At 73.5% G+C, this 16,999-nt stretch carries 14 protein-coding genes; 8 read left to right on the forward strand and 6 right to left on the reverse strand.

Translation table 11 applies throughout. From position 1 onward, the window contains the following. Window positions 1–33 precede the first annotated feature (33 nt). Entirely contained in the window at window positions 34–1,641 is a 1,608-nt protein-coding gene (locus WME98_RS35405; RefSeq protein ID WP_437946043.1) for a hypothetical protein, read from the reverse strand. Window positions 1,642–1,764: 123 nt separating this feature from the next. Here WME98_RS35405 and WME98_RS35410 point away from each other — a divergent pair, with 123 nt between their 5' ends. Further along, the gene (locus WME98_RS35410) at window positions 1,765–2,469 is read left to right on the forward strand and encodes a thiamine phosphate synthase (RefSeq protein WP_437946044.1); all 705 of its coding nucleotides are present in this window, start codon (window positions 1,765–1,767) and stop codon (window positions 2,467–2,469) included. Continuing rightward, complete coding sequence (locus WME98_RS35415; protein WP_437946045.1) at window positions 2,466–3,071, forward strand: hypothetical protein; 606 nt, start codon at window positions 2,466–2,468, stop codon at window positions 3,069–3,071. Before WME98_RS35410 ends, WME98_RS35415 begins: the two co-directional genes overlap by 4 nt. Before the next feature lie 39 nt (window positions 3,072–3,110). Here the strand turns inward: WME98_RS35415 and WME98_RS35420 are convergent, their stop codons facing one another. Next, the gene (locus WME98_RS35420; protein ID WP_061627244.1) at window positions 3,111–4,106 is read right to left on the reverse strand and encodes an ATP-binding protein; all 996 of its coding nucleotides are present in this window, start codon (window positions 4,104–4,106) and stop codon (window positions 3,111–3,113) included. Window positions 4,107–4,247: 141 nt separating this feature from the next. Between WME98_RS35420 and WME98_RS35425 the strand changes: the two genes are divergently transcribed. Together WME98_RS35425 and WME98_RS35430 are read left to right on the forward strand one after the other, a co-directional pair. Then, complete coding sequence (locus WME98_RS35425) at window positions 4,248–5,273, forward strand: NAD-dependent epimerase/dehydratase family protein (RefSeq protein WP_437946046.1); 1,026 nt, start codon at window positions 4,248–4,250, stop codon at window positions 5,271–5,273. A gap of 94 nt (window positions 5,274–5,367) precedes the next feature. Then, window positions 5,368–6,876, forward strand: a complete 1,509-nt coding sequence (locus WME98_RS35430; RefSeq protein ID WP_437946047.1) for a phenylacetate--CoA ligase family protein — start codon at window positions 5,368–5,370, stop codon at window positions 6,874–6,876. A 19-nt stretch (window positions 6,877–6,895) separates the two neighbouring features. On the opposite strand, the gene WME98_RS35435 is transcribed toward WME98_RS35430, so the two are convergent. Further along, a complete protein-coding gene (locus WME98_RS35435) occupies window positions 6,896–9,454 on the reverse strand; it encodes an SUMF1/EgtB/PvdO family nonheme iron enzyme (protein WP_437946048.1) in 2,559 nt (852 codons plus the stop codon). A gap of 180 nt (window positions 9,455–9,634) precedes the next feature. Between WME98_RS35435 and WME98_RS35440 the strand changes: the two genes are divergently transcribed. The 3 genes from WME98_RS35440 to WME98_RS35450 all read left to right on the forward strand — a co-directional run bounded on the left by WME98_RS35440 (window position 9,635) and on the right by WME98_RS35450 (window position 11,461). Next, on the forward strand, window positions 9,635–9,991 hold the full coding sequence (locus WME98_RS35440) for a hypothetical protein (RefSeq protein WP_437946049.1): 357 nt from the start codon (window positions 9,635–9,637) through the stop codon (window positions 9,989–9,991). Window positions 9,992–10,027: 36 nt separating this feature from the next. Beyond that, entirely contained in the window at window positions 10,028–10,510 is a 483-nt protein-coding gene (locus WME98_RS35445) for an HNH endonuclease (protein WP_437946050.1), read from the forward strand. Window positions 10,511–10,579: 69 nt separating this feature from the next. Next, window positions 10,580–11,461, forward strand: a complete 882-nt coding sequence (locus WME98_RS35450; RefSeq protein WP_437946051.1) for an NAD-dependent epimerase/dehydratase family protein — start codon at window positions 10,580–10,582, stop codon at window positions 11,459–11,461. Between the two features lie 30 nt (window positions 11,462–11,491). Here WME98_RS35450 and WME98_RS35455 read toward each other — a convergent pair whose 3' ends face one another. Further along, on the reverse strand, window positions 11,492–12,784 hold the full coding sequence (locus tag WME98_RS35455; RefSeq protein ID WP_437946052.1) for a hypothetical protein: 1,293 nt from the start codon (window positions 12,782–12,784) through the stop codon (window positions 11,492–11,494). A gap of 235 nt (window positions 12,785–13,019) precedes the next feature. On the opposite strand from WME98_RS35455, the gene WME98_RS35460 reads away from it, so the two are divergent. Next, window positions 13,020–15,095, forward strand: coding sequence for a CotH kinase family protein (locus tag WME98_RS35460; RefSeq protein WP_437946053.1), 2,076 nt, complete (start codon window positions 13,020–13,022; stop codon window positions 15,093–15,095). A 129-nt stretch (window positions 15,096–15,224) separates the two neighbouring features. Here WME98_RS35460 and WME98_RS35465 read toward each other — a convergent pair whose 3' ends face one another. Together WME98_RS35465 and WME98_RS35470 are read right to left on the reverse strand one after the other, a co-directional pair. Continuing rightward, complete coding sequence (locus WME98_RS35465) at window positions 15,225–15,776, reverse strand: cytochrome b (protein WP_437946054.1); 552 nt, start codon at window positions 15,774–15,776, stop codon at window positions 15,225–15,227. Further along, window positions 15,773–16,891 carry a catalase family peroxidase gene (locus WME98_RS35470; protein ID WP_437946055.1) on the reverse strand — a complete coding sequence of 373 codons (1,119 nt, stop codon included), beginning with the start codon at window positions 16,889–16,891 and terminating at the stop codon, window positions 15,773–15,775. Before WME98_RS35470 ends, WME98_RS35465 begins: the two co-directional genes overlap by 4 nt. Between the last annotated feature and the right edge of the window lie 108 nt (window positions 16,892–16,999).

Genomic DNA, 16,999 nt, shown 5'->3' on the forward strand with positions numbered 1-16,999 from the left:
GGGGATCGGCCGCGCCCGGCGCGGCGAGCCGCCTCAAGGTCGCTCGCCGTCCTCCTGCTCCGGCGCCTCGCCCTCCTCGGGCTTCGGCGTCGGCACGGCCCGGGGCGCGGTCGCGTAGAACGGCTCCGGCGCGCTCTTCACGCGGAGGAGCGTCGAGCTCTTGGCGCGGACGACGGCGGTGTACGCGTCCAGGCCGAGCGCTGTGCCCGGCTCGTTCGCGTGCAGCGTGGCCCTGACCTGGTAGAGACCCTCGCGGGCGAAGGTGTTGTCGGGGCAGACCTCACGCAGGAGGAGCGAGAGGTCGACCGACGCGCCGGGCTTCAGCGTCCTGAACATGTCGCGCGGGATCGCCCCCGTCGACGCGGACGCCTCGCACACCGTCGTGCCGTTCGGTCCGACGACGAGGAACGCGAGCATCCGCGACCGGATGGCCACGGTCATGGGGCGCCTGCCGGCGTTCTTCGCGCTGACCCGGACGACGATCGAGCGAGGGCTCGCCGCGTCGGACCAGGGCTCGCTCGTGAGCTCCAGGCGAGGCGCGTTCGCGTCCACGATCGGCTCGCCCGGCGCGCCCGCAGCGACTTGAATCGGCTTGTCGGCCGGGGGCTGCGGCGGCGTCTTGTCGGCCGACGGCTGCGGCGTCTTGTCGGCCGACGGCTGCGGCGTCGTGTCGGCCGATGGCTGCGGCGTCTTGTCGGCCGACGGCTGCGGCGTCGTGTCGGCCGACGGCTGCGGCGTCGTGTCGGCCGACGGCTGCGGCGCCTTGTCGGCCGACGGCTGCGGCGTCGTGTCGGCCGACGGCTGCGGCGCCTTGTCGGCCGACGGCTGCGCCTCATGGTCTGCCGCCGAGGGGGGCTCGGCGTCGCCCGCGCCGTCCGCGGCGGCCTCCTTGCGGGGCAGGCCGTAGCTCAGCACGACGGTGGGCGCCGCCAGCCCGGGCGCCGGGGCGAACGCCGGCGGATCGTCGGTCGACTCCGCGGCGAACGGCGGCGAGGGCGCCTTTCTCGACCACTTGGGCGGCGGGCCCCAGCCGTACCACGCCCTCACCACCGCGCCGCCGGCGAGCGCGGCTTCGTCCTTGCCGAAGCAGAGCAGGCGCGGATCGAAATGCTCCACGTACGACTGCCCGGGCGCGAGCAGGAGCGCGCGCCGCTCGGGAAACCCGCTCGGCTTGAGCCCCACGGGGGCGGCGCAGCGGGTCGTCTTCTTCGTGCGCTTGTTCAGCGTGTCGATCTCGAAGCGCAGCAGGCGCACGTCCGCCGGGATGCGCATCGGGCGCTCCCCTTCGTTGTCGATCCGCAGCGTCCACGGCCCCTTGGGGGACGGCGCGACGAGCCAGACGCGCGCCGGCGCCGGCGGAGGGGGCGGGGGCTCGGTCGCCTTCTTCTTCGCGCCCGCCCTCGGCGCGGCCGCGCTCGTCTTCGACGCCGCGGCCTTGGCCCCGCCAGGCGGGGCGGCGGCGTCGGCCTTCGGGCCGTCGGCCGGCGCGGCGGAGCTCGGCTTCTCCCCCTGCTGCGCGGGGCCCGGCTTCTCCTCCGCGAGCGCAGGGCTCGACGCGAGCCCCAAGACGGCCACGGCGGCCGACGCGGCCGAGGCGGCCGACGGGAACAGACAGGCGATCCGGACGAGACGTGTGCGCATGGAGGATCCGTTCGGGAGCGAACGCTTCCGCTTTCTTTCCGGGGGCGTCAACCTTAGCGTAGCCGGCGAGCCCGGCCTCCCTCGGGGGCGCCCGGGCGCTCTCCCATCGCTCGAAGCGTGGTCATGCGCGGTCTGTACGCCATCGTCGACACCGATTCGCTCGAGCGCCGCGGGCTCGATCCGGCGGCGTTCGCCGAGGCCGTCCTCGACGCTCGCCCCGGGGCCCTCCAGCTGCGCGACAAGCGCGGCGGGGCCGCGCGCACGCTCTCGCTCCTCCGCGCGATCCAGCCGCTCGCGGCGCGCGCAGGCGTGCCGTTGTACGCGAACGACCGGGCCGATCTCGCGGTGCTCGCGCGCTGCGACGGCGTGCACGTCGGCCAGGACGATCTCCCGGTGCCCGCGGTGCACCGGCTCGCGCAGCGCGCCGGCGTCCGGCTGCGCGTCGGGCTCTCCACCCACACGCCCGCGCAGATCGAGGCCGCGCTGCGCGAATCGAGCGAGCACCTCGATTACATCGCGATCGGGCCGATCTTCTCGACGTCGAGCAAGGAGCGCCCCGACGCCGTGGTCGGCCTCGAGGGGCTCGCGTCGCTGCGCGCCATCGTCGAGCGGGCGCGGCCGGGGCTGCCGGTCGTGGCGATCGGCGGCATCTCGCTGGAGCGGGCGCGCGACGTGGGCCCGCTCTGCTCCGCCGCGTCGATCATCGCCGCGCTGCTGCCGACGCCGGGCGCGCCGACGTCGCGCGCCCTCGAGGAGGTGAGCGCGCGGGCGCGGGCGCTCAAGGATGCCCTCGCGGCCGCGGCGCCGCGCGGCGCGGGCGCGCGATGAGCCTCACGCTGCTCGCGGCGGCCGCCGCGGCGGTGGCCGCCACCGTGGGCTACATGGCGGCGCGCCGCGAGCGGGAGGCGCTGTGGGAGGACCGCGACGAGGACGAGCGCGCCGCGCCCGCGGCGTCCCCCGACGGCGCGCCGTGGGACGAGCTGCCGTTCGCCCTCGGCGACGTGGTCCTGGCCGGGAGCGAGGAGCGCTGGCTGTCGGGCGCGATCGTGGCGCGCGAGCGGGGCGAGATCGTCGCCGCGGTGTTCCTCGCGCCGGAGGGCGCGACCCAGCGGGCGGTGGTGGCCTTCCCCGCGCCGCGGCGCGAGATCCTGTGGCTCGCGCCCGCGGCGGCAGACTCGCCCGACGAGCCGCCGGCGACGCTCGAGATCGCGGGCATGACCCTGCGGCGGCGCGCGCGGCTGCCGGCGGCGCTGGAGCGCCTCGGGCAGGGCGCGCCCTCGCTGGGCGAGGCGGGGATCATCGCCCTGTACGAGGGCGGCGGGCACGACGCGGCCGTGGTGCTCGCGAGCGAGGGGCGCATCCACGCCTGGGTCGGGCGGCGCGTCGAGGAGGGCGGGTACGAGCGGCTCGGCGGCGGCGGCGAGGGCTGACGCGGCCTGCGTTGCCTTGCCGAGCGATCGCGGCGGCCGTCAGCCGATGACGCCGCGCAGCTCCGCGATCAGCGAGGCCATCGCCAGGCTCGGCGAGGCGTTGCGCTCGAGCTGCGCCACGGCGCGCGAGACCGCCGCGTAGCGCCTGGCCGAGACGACGGCGCGGCGCGGATCGGCCGCGACGGCGGCGCGGGCCTCGCGGGCGAGCGCCGCGTTGAGCGCGCGGAGGTCGTCCTTGAGGGCGCCCTTGTCGCGATCCAGCGACTCCGCGAACGCGACGGCGGGCCCGAGGTCCCGGGCGGCCGCGGCCGTGAGGATGCTCCTTACGAACGCGTCGCGCGAGGCGGTCTGCTCCTCGTCCGCGAGCTCGAGCGCCGTGGAGGCGCTACCCGCGGCGAGCTCCACGGCGAGGTCGTGCCGCTCCTCGGGCACGCCGTGATCGCGGAGGATGCCGCGGACGATCGGCTCGGAGAGCGGGGCGAAGCGCACGGGCAAGGTGCGCGAGCGGATCGTGTTGAGCAGGCGATCGCCGCGCGAGGTCAGCAGGATGAAGTGGGTGCCCGGCCGCGGCTCCTCGAGCGTCTTGAGGAACGCGTTCGCGGCGCCGACGCTGAGGTCCTCGGCGTCGCGCACGATGAACACCCGCGCGCGCCCCTCGTGCGGCGGGTAGGACGCGTGGGCGAGCACGATGGAGCGGACCTGGTCGACCGAGATCTCGGTCAGCTCGTCGCGGCTCCGGCCGATGACGGCGGCGGGGTAGAAGTTCTTCGCGACGATCTGCACGTCGGGGTGGAGCGGCGCCGCGGGGCGGCCCTCGGAGCGCGCGGCCGCGCGCCGGCACGCGTCGCAGCGGCCGCAGCCGAGCGGGTCGCCCCCGGTGCAGACGAGCGCCTGCGAGAGCGCGACGGCGGCGAGCTCCTTGCCGACGCCGGGCGGGCCCTCGAAGCGGTAGGCGTGGTGCACGCGGCCCGTCTCGAGCGCGCGCGCGAGGGTGCCGACCGCGGTGTCCTGGCCGAGGATATGGGAGAACGGCACGGACCGCTCTCTACCACGGCCGGGGCGCGGCCTGATCCCGCTCGATCGCGAGAGGCCGCTCGTCGTCCGCCCGCCCGCCCGCGCCGCGACCGCGTCGTCCGCGTCGTCCGCATTGCGCGCGGCGGTGATAGGTTGCCGCGCATGCGCGTCCTCGTGCTCGGCGGCACCCGGTTCATGGGCCATTTCCTCGTCTACCGCCTGCTCGCGGCGGGCCACCAGGTCACCCTCCTGAACCGCGGCGCGACGCCCGATCGGTTCGGCGACCGCGTCGCGCGGGTCCGCTGCGACCGCGCGGCCGACGACCTGGCGCAGGCGCTCGGGGGCCGCGAGTTCGACGCCGCGGTGGACTTCACCGCGTACACGGCCGCGGACGGCCGCGCGGCGGCCCGGGCGCTCGGCGGCGGGCGCGTCGGGCATTACGTGATGATCAGCACCGGCTCGGTGTACCTCGTGCGCGAGGGGTGCCCGCGGCCGTCGCGCGAGCGCGACTACGACGGCCCGCTGCTTCCGGAGCCCGAGGGCGAGGAGGATAGCGCGGCGTGGGCCTACGGCATGAACAAGCGCGGCTGCGAGGAGGAGCTCGCGGCCGCCTTCCGGGACGACGGCTTTCCCGCGACCGTGCTGCGCATCCCGATGGTGAACGGGGAGCGCGACCCGCACCGCCGCCTCGAGCGCTACGTCGCGCGCGTGCTCGACGGTGGCCCGCTGCTCGTCCCGGACGGCGGCGGGCATACCGTGCGGCACGTGTACAGCGGCGACGTCGTGCGGGCGATCGTGGCGCTGCTGCTCGTGCCGTCGACGTTCGGGCAGGCGTACAACCTCTGCATGGACGAGACGCCGACGCTCTCGGAGCTGCTCGCGCTGATCGCCGAGCTGCTCGGCGCGCCGGCGCGCCTCGCGCCGGTCGCCTCGGCCGCGCTCCGGGCGCGCGGCATCGACCCGGTCGCGATGTCGCCGTTCAGCGATCGCTGGATGTCGACGCTGGATCCATCGAGGGCGAAGGCGGAGCTCGGCTTCCAGCACACGCCGCTGCGGCGGTGGCTGGAGACGGTGGTCACGTCGTTGCTCGCGAACCCGCCGTCCGATCCGCCGCCGGGCTACGAGCGGCGCGCCGACGAGGTGTCGCTCGCGGCCGGGGCGGGGGCGGGGAACGCCGGCCGCGCGTGAGGTACGCTGGAGCCGCGGGGAGGCGAGCGGGCCGGGCGGCCTCGCGCCGGCCGCGCGCCTCGCCGTGAAACGTCCGAAGGAGGGAGATCTCGCGATGCAGGATGCAGCACCCAGGCGGGTCTTGGCGGCCGTCGACGCTTTCCTGAGCACGCCGCTCGACGCGGCGCTGTCGCGGCATCGCGAGGTCGATCCGGCGGCGGGCGCGCTCGCGTTGTTCCACGAGGTCGCCGCGACGGTCCCCGCGTACCGGCGCTTCCTCGACGAGCACGGCGTCGACCCGGCGGCGGTCCGGACCCCCGCGGATTTCGCGGCGCTCCCGGTGATCACGAAGCAGAATTACGTGCTCCGGCACCCGATCGCGGACCTGTGCCGGGGCGGGCGCGTCGAGTCGTGCGACATGGTCGCGGTCTCGTCGGGCTCGACGGGCAAGCCGACGTTCTGGCCGCGGTCGGTCGCGGACGAGCTCCCGGTGGCCCGGCGCTTCGAGCAGGTGTTTCACGACAGCTTCCGGGCCGACGCGCGCCGCACGCTCGCCGTCGTGTGCTTCGCGCTCGGCTCGTGGGTCGGCGGGATGTACACGACCGCGTGCTGCCGTCACCTCGCGGCGAAGGGATATCCGATCACGGTCGTCACGCCGGGCAACAACAAGGACGAGATCTTCCGCGTCGTCCTGGATCTGGGGCCGGCGTTCGATCAGGTCGTCCTGCTCGGGTATCCGCCGTTCCTGAAGGACGTGATCGACACGGGCCGGGCGCGGGGGGTCGACTGGGCGCCGCTCCGGATCAAGCTCGTGATGGCCGGCGAGGTGTTCAGCGAGGAGTGGCGGAGCCTTGTCGGCGAGCGCGTCGGGTCGACGTCGCCCTGCTACGACTCGGCGTCGCTGTACGGGACGGCGGACGCCGGCGTGCTGGGCAACGAGACGCCGCTCAGCGTCGCGATCCGCCGGTTCCTCGCGGGGAGGCCGGACGCCGCGCGCGCCCTCTTCGGGCAGGACCGGCTCCCCACGCTCGTGCAGTACGACCCGGCGGTGAGGTTCTTCGAGCAGCGCGAGGGGATGCTGCTCTTCTCGGGCGAGAACGGGGTTCCGCTGGTCCGTTATGCGATCCTCGACAGCGGGGGTGTCTATGCGCACGCGGACATGATGTCGGCGCTCGCCGGCTTCGGCTTCGATCCGGGGCGGGAGCTCGACGGCGAGCGCGGCGCCCGGGAGCTGCCGTTCGTCTACGTGTTCGGGCGCTCGGATTTCACGGTGTCCTACTTCGGGGCGAACATCTATCCGGAGAACGTGGTCGTGGGCATCGAGCAGCCCGGCGTGAAGGAGTGGGTGACCGGCAAGTTCGTGCTGGAGGTCCGCGAGGGCGCGGACAGGGAGGCGTACCTGTCGGTGGTGGTCGAGCTCGCGCCGGGGGAGGGGGAGAGCGAGGCGCGGCGCGAGGCCGCGGCGCGGTCGATCGAGGAGCACCTGGTGCGGCTGAACAGCGAGTTCAGGAACTACGTGCCGGCGGGGAAGCGCGCGCCGCGGGTGACGCTGAGGGCGGCGGGGGATCCGGAGTACTTCCCGCTGGGGGTGAAGCACCGGTATACGAGGAAGCCGGGCGGGTGAGGGCGGACGAGGCCCAGGATCAGCCGTTTCGACGGGCGGGGCCCGCGCAGCGAAAGCCGATGAGCGGATTTCCGCGACTGTGGTGGTACTCGACCCGGCTCGCCGAGCGCAACCACGTAGCCTTGCCAGGAATCGAACCGCCCCGCGCCACTCGGGCACCAGCGTCTGGACGGCGAGCCGTTCTCTCCTGATGCCCAGCCATTCGCGCTTCTTTGTTATGCCTGCGGTACTCGTCCCATGTCCACTCCCAAATCTTTTCGTGCATGTCGTAAATGTTCCACCGATTGGCCTTCTTCTGCCCAACCGGAGACATCGGATCTTGACCGGTGAACTCTCCGAGGCGGTGCGCCTCGTTGCCGGTGAAATGTTGCATCGTTGTTCCAGCGCGGCACGCGTATTCCCACTCCGCTTCGTCCGGCAGTCGGAAGCCGTTTGTGTCATGTAACCAAGTTAGGGTGTCCGGAGATGTGATATAACAAGGCTCTCTTCCTGCTAATCTGGAAAGCGAATTGCAAAACTCGATAGCGTTATCCCATGAGATCATGGTGGCCGGTACGTCCGCCCCGTGCTTATGTGTCCACGCGGGGGCGCCGCCCATTACCGATGCGTACTGACGTACCGTGACGGCCGTGGCTGCCAGGATAAAGGGCGCGACTTTCACTCGGCGCTGAGGTCGCTGGTCGTCATGAGATTTCGTGCCCTCGTCCGGGCTGCCCATGAGGAGTACGCCACCGGGAATGTCTACCCACGGCAGAAGCGCCTCGAAGAAGTCGCTCCGGTACGCGACCCACTGTGGCCTAGGCCGGCCGAGGTCCTCGACGATCCCACAGCGGAACGTCCCGCACTCCTTGAACGGTTCATCGTCCGCACCAAACATCGTACGCTTTGGCCATGTGAGACTCCAGCTTCCGCCCAGGACTGCCTGCTCGCCGCCTCTTACGACGTTCGTGAGTTTGCACTCCGCGAGCGCCACCGAACCCCGGACGCGCGGCGCCCGTGGTTCTAGGATGGCTTGCTCGATGGCTTCCCGAAGTGGACCGCCCTTTTCCAGGTCTCGCCACACCTCCAGCGCGATCCCGCCATCCACGCTCTGCGCGTCTTCTTGCGCCTTCTGCAGGCCGCCGCCCCCACTCCCCGCCGCGCCCCTGAGCGCCTCGCAGAACGCCGCCACATCCGGATACCGCTCCGACGCCTCGAACTCGATCGCCCTCTCGAGCACCTTCCGCACCGCATCGCTGCACGGCAGCCGCTCGATCACCCGCCCCGGATACCGCATCATGATCGGCGGCAGCTCCCCCCCGTGCAGGCAGAACACCGCCGTCATGCCGAGCCCGTACACGTCCGCGCGCGCGTCCGCGTCCTGCGGGCGGTGCATCAGCTCCGGCGCCGCGTAGAGGAACGTCCCCAGCGCCCCGCTCCTCGTGCCCCCCGTCGTGTCGCGCGCCCAGACAAGATCGAAATCCGTGATTCGCGGCAGCCCCTCTCCGTCGAGCAGGATGTTCGCCGGCTTCACGTCCCGGTGCACAAGCCCCCGCCCATGCGCGAACGAGATCGCCTCTCCAGCGCGGAGGAGCATCGGGATCACCCGCTCGGCCGGCAGCCGCTTCCCGACGACCGCGCTCTGCACGTCCTCGCCGTGCACGAGCTCCATCACGAAGTAGTGCCAGCCGCCGTCCTCGCCCTTCGGCTCCAGGATGCGCACCACGCCGGGGTGGTCGAGCTCCGCCATCGCGCGCGCCCCCCGGAAGAACCGCTCCCGCCGCCCCTCGTCGCCCGCGAGGTTCGGGTGCAGCACCTTGATCGCCACCGGCTGGTCGCCCCGCCCCGCGTCGAGCGCGCGCCACACCGTCGCGAACCCCCCGCGGCCGATCCGCTCGAGCAGCAGGTACCGCCCCTCGCTGAGCTCCTCGCCCACGTGGAGCTGGCCGCCTTCCCGGCGCTTGCGCCGGAGATCGACGATCTCCTTGTCCACCTCCACCGTGCTCGCGCCGGCCGCCTTGAGCCTCACCCGCCGCTTCTGCGCCGCGGCGATCTGCTTGTCGATCGCGCGGATCGCCTCCTCGGCCTCGCGCAGCGTCGCGGCGAGCGCGCTCGTCGGCGCGGCCCGCGCGGGCGCCGCCTCCGGCCGCGCGCTCGCGGCGGCCTCCTCCACGGCCGCGCGGACGCCCCGGACCACGTCCCTCCAGGCCTCGTCCGGGTTGGCCCAGCTCGTCACCGCCCCGCCGTCCCGCGGCAGCGCCTCCAGGTCCGCCAGCGCGGTGCCCTCCCGGTCGCACGCGCGCACCAGGATCGGCACCACGCGCGCCTCGCCCCGGCGGTGCCGCTCCAGCGCGGCGCCGAGCTCCCGCTCGTAGCAGCTGTCCGAGGCGAGGAACGCCTCGCTCACCAGCAGCAGCACCACCTCGGCGGCGGAGAGCTCCGCCGCGATCGACGCGTCACGCGCCGCGCCGGCGCCGATCCGGCCGCGGTGCCACGTGCTCACCAGGCCCTGCCGCTTGAGGGCGGCGAGGTGCCTTTCGAGCGCTTCGAGGTGCGGCCGATCCGCGGGAGCGTAGGAGATGAAGACGTTGACCGCCATGCGCTGAGGAGCGTCGCCGCGGCGGCGAGCACGCTGCGTCCCGGCCGTCCGCTCCGCGCCGACCAGGCTACCAGAGGCGGCGCTGGGGCTCGACCACGGGCATCGTGCGGCGCGGCTTTCACCTTCCGTCCTCGCGTGAGGCCGGTTGGCGCGTCATGCCGGCCGTGGCATGCTCGTACGGTGCGGTGGAACCAGGAGAAGAGCCGGCGTTTCCAGGATCTTCGCGCCGCCGAGTCGCAGAGGGTCCTGACCGACGCCGAGCGCGCGGAGCTCTCTCGCCTGATCGAGGATCTCGACGCCGATGAGGCGGATGAGCTACGCCCGGCGATGGACCACGCCGCGGCACGTGCCGACGCGCTCGCCGCGGAAAGGGCGCAGCTCCTCGCCAAGGCCGACGCGCTCGCGCGCATCGTGGCCGAGCAGGAGCAGCTCCTTTCGGAGGCCACCGCCTATCTCCGCACGCTGCGTGAGCGCAGCTCCGCCTTGGCTGAGGATTATCGCCGCCTCACGGGGCGCGATCTGGCCTCTGCCCGCTGAGGGCGCGGTTCCGTGGCCGAAGAGCTGCGCGCGTCCGTGCGGGAGCTATTCGATGCTCGCTGCGCTTATTGCGGCGTCCACGAGGACGCGGTCGGCGCGACGCTGACGATCGATCACCATCGCCCGCGCACCCGCGGTGGCACCGGCGATGCGGAGAACCTCGTCTACGCATGCGCTCGCTGCAACGAGCACAAGGGGGCCTACTGGCACGAGCACGACCTCCCCCACGTCCGCCTGCTCCACCCCGGCCGGGACGACCTGACGCACCACCTGCGCGAGACCGATGACGGCAGCGTCGCTGGCCTGACCCGCGAAGGTGAGTTCTTCGTCCAGCGCCTACGGCTGAACCGCCCGCAGCTCGTCGCGTACCGGCGTATGCGCCGGTCGGAGGTCGAGCTCAACGCGGAGCTAGCTGCAACCCGCCGGCATGTCGAGGCGCTGGAGCGGAAGGTCCTCGACCTGCGCTCGGCGCTCGAGTCCGCTGCGGACGAGATCGAGCGCCGCCTGAAGGGCTCGTAGGCACGGCGGCTCACGTCCGCAGCAGAGCGACACGGACGCCGACTTTTCCTGGTAAAGGGCGCAACGACCATGCTCGGTCCCTCCCCCCCGCTCCTCGTCCTCGGCTGCGGCTTCACCGGCGCGGTGGTCGCCGGCCTGCGGCGCGCCTCCGGTGGCCGCGTCGTCGCGACCACGCGCTCGTCCGAGCGCGCCGCAGAGCTCGCCCAGGCCGGCATCGAGGTGAGCGTCCTGCCGGCGCTCACCGCCGCGGCCGTCGATCGGCTCGTCGGGGACGGCGCGGACGTGCTCGTCGCCTTCCCGCCCGACGGCGCGACCGACGCCGCGATCGCGCCGTCGCTCCGCCGCGCGCGCGCGATCGCGTACGTCTCGTCGACCGCCGTCTACGGCGACGCCACCGGGCGCATCGACGAGGCGACGCCCACGTCGGCCGACGGCCCCCGCGCCGCCGCGCGCCTCGCGGCCGAGGCCGTGTACCTCGAGCGCGGCGCCGTGGCGCTGCGCGCCGCCGGCATCTACGGCCCGGGCCGCGGCCTGCACCAGCGGCTCTTGCGCGGCGACTTCCGCATGACCGGCGAGGGCGATCGGCAGGGCACGAACGTTGTCTCGCGCATCCACGTCGAGGACCTCGCGCGCCTCGCGCTCGCGGCGCTGGAGCGCGCTGCCCCCGGCGACGTCTTCGTGGTCGCGGACGACGCGCCCGTGCCGCAGATCGAGGTCGTCCGCTGGCTCTGCGCGCGGCTCGGCCTCTCGCTGCCGGCCGGCGCGCCGCGGGAGGATCTCCACGAGACGCTCCGCCACGATCGCGCGGTGGACAACGCGAAGATCAAGCGCGCCCTCGGCATGACGCTGCTCTACCCGAGCTACCGCGAGGGGTTCGAGGCGTGCCTGGCCGTCGAGGCCGCGGCGCCGGCCCTCGCCGCGGCCGCGGGCGCCCCGCGGCATCGCGGGTGATCGAGGTCGCGAGCTAATCGAGGTCGCGAGCTACAGGACGTCCGAGCCCCGCCTCGTGACGACGATATCGTCGCTGTCGCCCGCCGCGCCGCCGGCCGCGCGCGGACCGTCGACCCTGCCGTTCTCGCCGACGCTGGACAGCGTGTAGCCATCGCCGCCCGGGCTCCTCGCGTACACGAGCGGGCCTGTCCCACAAGGATCCTGCGGGAGCGCCCGCAGCGCCTCCGGATAGCCGCCGTCCGCATACGCCCGCTCTGCCTGGACGGCCGCGCGGGCCAGCAGGTACGACGCCCGCAAGGCGCAATCCCGCCTCGCGGTCCTCTGGAGATGCTCGGCGTCCAACATGGCACCGAGCCCCGTGACATCGGCGGCGAGCGAATCGGCGGCCACCTCCTGAAAGCGCGTGACCTGGGAAGCATCACGCTGCGCGCCGAGCGCCATCTGCTCCGCGGCGCGCAGCTGCGCGTCGAGCGGCGGGAGGGCGTGACCGAACACGGCGGCCATCGGGAGCACCGCGGTGAGCGCGCGCGCGCCGGTGGACGGCGCGAGAGGGCGGAGCTCCTCCTCGGGCAGGGGTCCACCGTCGCTCAGGCGCATCGCCATCTGGCGGAGGCGCAGGCGCTCTCTCCGGAGCACGTCGGCGAGCCGCGGCAGGTGGCGCCCGCGCTCCTCGAGCGCCCGGTCGAGCTCGGCGAGCTCCGCCGCGGGGAGCCGGGGCGCGCCGGCGACGAGGGCCGCGGCGCGGCGGTAGGCGCGCTCCGCGTCGTGAATGCCGATCAGACCGGCGATGGCCGAGCCCGCGGACAGGTCCGCGCCGACCTTGGCGACGGTGAGATAACGGTCCAGGGCGCCGCGCGTATCCCCCTTGGCCTCGAGCCAGCGCCCCTGGACCAGGACAGCGCGGTTTGCGTGCCAGACCGGATGGATGGGACCGTAATCGATCCACGCGCTGTCGTCCGGCAGCTCGTAACGAGAGCAACGCGCCGTCTGCCGGAAGGCGTCGATCTCCGGGCGGCGCCGCTCGATCTCGGCGGCGAGCTCGGGGGAGAGCGGCGTGCCGGCCCCCGCCTCGAGCGCCCGCTTGATCCACTCTGGATGGACGTCCAGCTGGATCGACGCCGTCCTCGCGTAGCTCGCCCCGCAGTCCTCCTGCGCGGCGCCCTCGCCGGCGGGCCGCGAGCGCTCGCGGATCCGCGCGCGCTCCGCGTCCCATTCGGCCTGGGTGGCATCCCGGTAATCCCGGAGCCGGGACTGACCCCACGCCGACGCGCCGGCCCGGAACAGCGCGAGAAGCGCGGCCGTCGCCGCGAGCCCGATCCCCACACGTCTCACCCTCCCGAGGAGGCGCCCCTTGCTGTCTGTCATCGCACCGGAAAAGCCCGGGCGCGACGAATCATTCCGTGCCTTTTTGTCAACTGGATTGCACGGAGAGGCTCCCGACTCGGGGCGGACAGAGACGGCCTCTCGGACGGCCAGGCCCGGGGATCCGTGACGCGAAAAACAGGGATCGACGCGCGCGAGGTGCACGATTACGCTCGAAGCCGCTGAAGGAGCGTGCATGAAGCTTACGTGTTGGACATGGCTTGTGCTGGCGGCCGTCGCCGCGGGCGTGGGATGCGGGGATGACGAGGGCGGGACCGGCGGCGCCGGGCCGGGAGGCTCGGGCGGGGCGAACGCCGGAGGGGGAGGCTCGGGCGGGGCGAACGCCGGAGGCGGAGGCTCGGGCGGGGCGGGCACCGGCGGGGGGGACGGCGGGGCCGGCGGAGAGGCCCCGCCGATGCCGCCGTGCGCGCCGCCCGACCCCACGCTCGCCGACCGCGACGCGGACGAGCTGTATGCGGCCGACGAGGTCTTGCGCTTCGACTTCCTCCTTCCGGAAGAGCGCTGGGCCGAGCTCAAGGCGAACGCCCGCGACGAGGAGTACGTGGAGGCCGAGGCTTGCTACATGGGCAAGCGCCTGGGCGTCGTCGGCCTGCGCTTCAAGGGTGGTTATGGCACCCTGCAGATGTGCTTCGACGAGGAGGGAAACCTCACCTGCCCGAAGCTCAGCATGAAGGTGAAGTTCGACGAGTACGTCGACGGCCAGCGCTTCTACGCGCAGGAGCGGCTGAACTTCCACTCGATGATCTGGGATCCGACGAAGCTCCACGAGCGCATCGCCTATGGCCTGTACCGCGAGATGGGCGTCGCGGCCCCGAGGAGCGGTTGGGCCACGCTCTATGTGAACGGCGAGCCCCAGGGGCTCTTCTCGATGGTCGAGGAGGTAGACGGCCGCTTCCTGGAGAGCCATTTCCCCGGAGGGCCGGACGGCGACCTCTACAAGGAAGCGTGGCCGGTCACGGACGACGCCAGCTACTACGCGGAGCGCATCGAGACGAACGAGGATGAGGCCACGCACGAGCGCTTCGTGGCGTTCGCCGCCGCGCTCGCGTCCGCCGAGGGCGACGAGCGCCTCGCCGCGCTGTCGCAGTGGGCGGACATCGAGCAGCTGCAACGCTACATGGCCGTCGACGAGGCGATCGTGAACTGGGACGGGGTCACGACCTTCTACGTCGACGCCGCCGGCGGCGCCAACAACCACAACTTCTACATCTACGACGATCCCGCCTCGGGCAAATTCCACCTGATCCCGTGGGATATGGACCAGACCCTCGGCGCCAGCACCTACTTTGGTCAGGTGCCCCGCTGGACCGAGGCGCCGGCGACCTGCCCCGCCGTGATGCCGGTGTTCATGGGCGCCGAGCGGGTGCGCGTGCCGGGGTGCGACGCGCTGTTCGGCGCCTTGAGCCAGGACCTCGCGGGCTACCAGGCCGCGCTCCAGGCGCTGCTCGACGGGCCGTTCGGCGAAGGGAAGCTCGAAGCGCAGGTCGACGCGTATGCGGCGCAGATCCGCGCCGCCGTCGAGGAGGATCCGCTCGGGCCCGGCCTCGCCTCGTGGGAGCCGGCGGTCGCGCGCCTCAAGAGCGAGGTGCCGATCCTGCGCGAGCGCCTGCGCCGCTTCGCCAGCAACACGCCGCTCGTGCCGTTCTCGTTCACCGCGGCGGGGATCAACGATTTCGAGGCGGCGGACGCGGTCGAGCTGTACGTCGGCACGCTGCTCGCCACCAACAACGCGTCCGGCGCGGTGCAGGGCCTCACGCAGGACGCGCCGCTCGACGGGGCGCAGAGCCTGCTCCTGAGCTTCGACTTCCGCGACGAGGCGTACGCCTGGGGCCAGTACGTGTATTTCACGGTGCCCCTCGCCGAGGGCTCGGTCGACGTGACGTCGCTCGAGGGCGTCCGCTTCCGGGCGCGCGCCGACACGGCGCGCGGGCTGCGCGTCGACGTCGAGAGCCCCGCGCAGACCAACGGGCTCAGCGGGGTCCGCCACGGCTGGGACGTGCGGATCGGCGTCGAGCCGCAGCTCATCGAGCTCAAGTTCGCCGACATCGCGCTCCCCGGCTGGGCAATCGACCAGGGGCTCGACCCCGGCGACGACGTGAACGACGTGCTCGCGTCGATCATCGGCCTCGCGTTCAGCCCGGAGATGAACGGCGTCGGCGCGAACGGCTTCCTCGGCCGCGGCAAGGCCGACTCGGGCGCCGTCGTGATCGACGACGTCGAGCTCTTCGGCGCGACGTCCGGCGATCCGTGATCGGCTGACGCGAGGGCCCGAGGCGAGCGCCCCGGGCCCGCGGAGATGTCGTTTCGAGGGCCCTCTCGCCGCCCGGTCCCCCGGGCGCGAGCGGCAGATCCCCGGAGCGCGAGGCGGGCTCGGTCCGCGCTATCCGCCGCGCCGGCGCCACCACCGCGGGGCCATGCTCGCGAACACGTCGTCTCTTCGGATCAAGAGGTGAAAGAGCGCCGCCGCGAGGTGCTGGAGGAAGGCGCCGAAGAGCAGCAGGGCGAGGTAGGTGTGAGCGCGGCGCAACGCCGCGTGAAGCGCGGGGCTCTGCGGCGCGATCGAGGGCAGTTGGACCCCGCCGAGCAGCGTCACCGGATAGCCGCCCGCCGAGAGCATCGCCCAGCCGACGATCGGAATCGTGAACATCAGGACATAGAGCACGATCTGCGATGCGCCCGCCGCGCGCCGTTGCCAGGCCGGCATGTCCTCCGGCAGCGGCGGCGCGCGGCGCGCGAGGCGCACCCCCAGGCGGACCGCCGCGAGCGCGAGGAGCACGACGCCCACCGACCGGTGCGCCGGCAGCAGGAAGGTCCGGGCGCCGCTCACCGTCGAGGCCATGCCGACCCCGATGAACAGCATGGCGACGATCGCGACGGCCATGGTCCAGTGCAGAGCGCGCGCCAGAGGGTGAAACGTTTGCGGACGGCTCATCGACGCGCGCCCTCCTCGGCGGGGCCGCGGGAGAGCGCGCTCGGCGCCGGCCCCTCGCCGGCGCGGCGCGTGAGCGAGACCGCGTAGGCCGAAGAGCGCGCGCTCAGCAGCGGATCGTCCGACGGCTCGATCCCGGCGGGCAGGATCAGCGGATCGAAGGTGATGTCGCGACACGGCCCTGCCTCCTCCGTCGCGGCGCGCTCCACCACGAGCGTGCCGACCTCGATCTGCTCGCGATCGCTGGGCCACTCGCGCGTGGCGTCGCCCGTGGGATCGCCCGGGGCCGCGACCGTCACCCGCATCCGCCAGCGCAGCGGGCCCCGCGCGAGGCGCGCGACGACCTCCTCGAAGAGGAAGCTCGGCGGCCTCGAGGCGAGCGTCCCCTTGTCGAGCGCCTCCAGCGGGGCCTCGGGCACCATCGACCAGCGGACGTCGCGCGCCGGGCCGGCGCCGCCGGTGAAGCGGAACGCGTTCACGCTGTGGTAGGTGCCGTTCGCGAAGCTCGACGGCAGATCGCCGTCGCGCAGCCGGGCCATGAAGGCGCGCGTCTCCGGGTGCGCGGCGAGGAAGCCCTCGACGCGCGCGGCGTCCGGCTTCCCCGTGGCCGCGACGGGCGAGGTGGCGCGCTGAAAATCGAGGAACGCCGCTGGCGTCGCGACGGGGAAGACGGGGATGTGGTTCATGGCGGTGCGCCATCGCTCGCCGTTCGGCAGCGAGAAGCTGAGGGCCATGCTGCGGAGCGCGACGCGCCCGTCCGGCGCGTACGGCATGCCGCCGCCCGTCGAGAAGCGCCCGACCACGGGGACCTCGCCGCGCGCGACCACGCTCGCCCTGGAGAGCTGGGCGCCCGCGCCGCTCGCCTCGAACCGCCCGGTGAAGCAGACGCCCTTCGCGTGCGCGCGGCGAAAGCCCGGGTGCAGGCCGTCATGCCCCTCGAGCGCGTCGACGAGCTTCGCCGGGGTCAGCCGCGACGGATCCAGGACCCCCGCAACGAAGGCGAACGTCGCGGCCAGAGTGGCCACGATCGCGAAGATCAGCGCGGCACGGGCGATCTCGCCGGCCTTCGCGCGCAAGAGGCCCAGGAGGCCCCCGTCGGAACGCAGAAATCCGAACATCACGAGCTCCTCCGCCATCGCGGCGGCGTGGGTGGATGCAGCCGTGACGCCGCCCGGGGGGCGGTATTCCGCGGGCTACAAAGAAGATCCCCCCACGGAATAACCTCG

Origin of the sequence: Sorangium sp. So ce296 (assembly GCF_051529605.1) — a bacterium.
GTDB classification, from domain to species: domain Bacteria; phylum Myxococcota_A; class Polyangia; order Polyangiales; family Polyangiaceae; genus Sorangium; species Sorangium cellulosum_D.

Bases quoted from the DNA above. Each gene is read 5' to 3' on its own strand.
- WME98_RS35450 (WP_437946051.1), top strand. From the start codon at position 10,580: ATGCTCGGTCCCTCCCCCCCGCTCCTCGTCCTCGGCTGCGGCTTCACC.
- WME98_RS35465 (WP_437946054.1), bottom strand. From the start codon at position 15,776: ATGAGCCGTCCGCAAACGTTTCACCCTCTGGCGCGCGCTCTGCACTGG.
- WME98_RS35425 (WP_437946046.1), top strand. From the start codon at position 4,248: ATGCGCGTCCTCGTGCTCGGCGGCACCCGGTTCATGGGCCATTTCCTC.
- WME98_RS35460 (WP_437946053.1), top strand. From the start codon at position 13,020: ATGAAGCTTACGTGTTGGACATGGCTTGTGCTGGCGGCCGTCGCCGCG.
- WME98_RS35435 (WP_437946048.1), bottom strand. From the start codon at position 9,454: ATGGCGGTCAACGTCTTCATCTCCTACGCTCCCGCGGATCGGCCGCAC.
- WME98_RS35405 (WP_437946043.1), bottom strand. From the start codon at position 1,641: ATGCGCACACGTCTCGTCCGGATCGCCTGTCTGTTCCCGTCGGCCGCC.
- WME98_RS35410 (WP_437946044.1), top strand. From the start codon at position 1,765: ATGCGCGGTCTGTACGCCATCGTCGACACCGATTCGCTCGAGCGCCGC.
- WME98_RS35470 (WP_437946055.1), bottom strand. From the start codon at position 16,891: ATGTTCGGATTTCTGCGTTCCGACGGGGGCCTCCTGGGCCTCTTGCGC.
- WME98_RS35430 (WP_437946047.1), top strand. From the start codon at position 5,368: ATGCAGGATGCAGCACCCAGGCGGGTCTTGGCGGCCGTCGACGCTTTC.
- WME98_RS35415 (WP_437946045.1), top strand. From the start codon at position 2,466: ATGAGCCTCACGCTGCTCGCGGCGGCCGCCGCGGCGGTGGCCGCCACC.